Here is a 276-nt window from a genome sequence, read left to right as displayed (position 1 = left end):
GCTGCACTGGGCGGGCATTCAGAGCGCCGATGCCGAGCGCGCCCTGAAGCACGCCTTGCTCAAGGCTTATTTCACCGACGGCCGCGATGTGTCTTCGCGCGAGGTGCTCGCGGCGGTGGCGGGCGAGGCCGGCCTTGACGCCCAGCGCGCCCGCGCCGTGCTCGATTCGGACGAGTACGCGCAGGACGTGCGCAAGCAGGAGCGTCTCTACCAGGAGGCCGGAATCAGCGCGGTGCCGTCGGTCATCATCAACGACCGTCATCTGATCCAGGGCGG

Annotated in this window: 1 protein-coding gene; it reads left to right on the top strand. The window is 68.8% G+C overall.

The window, feature by feature from the left end; genetic code table 11:
* On the top strand, window positions 1-276 hold a 276-nt coding region (locus HKX41_11325), incomplete at both ends, for a thioredoxin domain-containing protein (protein NNC24722.1).

It is taken from the genome of Salifodinibacter halophilus, from assembly GCA_012999515.1.
In the GTDB taxonomy this organism is placed as follows: Bacteria; Pseudomonadota; Gammaproteobacteria; order Nevskiales; family Salinisphaeraceae; genus Salifodinibacter; species Salifodinibacter halophilus.
This window is presented reverse-complemented; position numbering and strand designations above follow the sequence as displayed.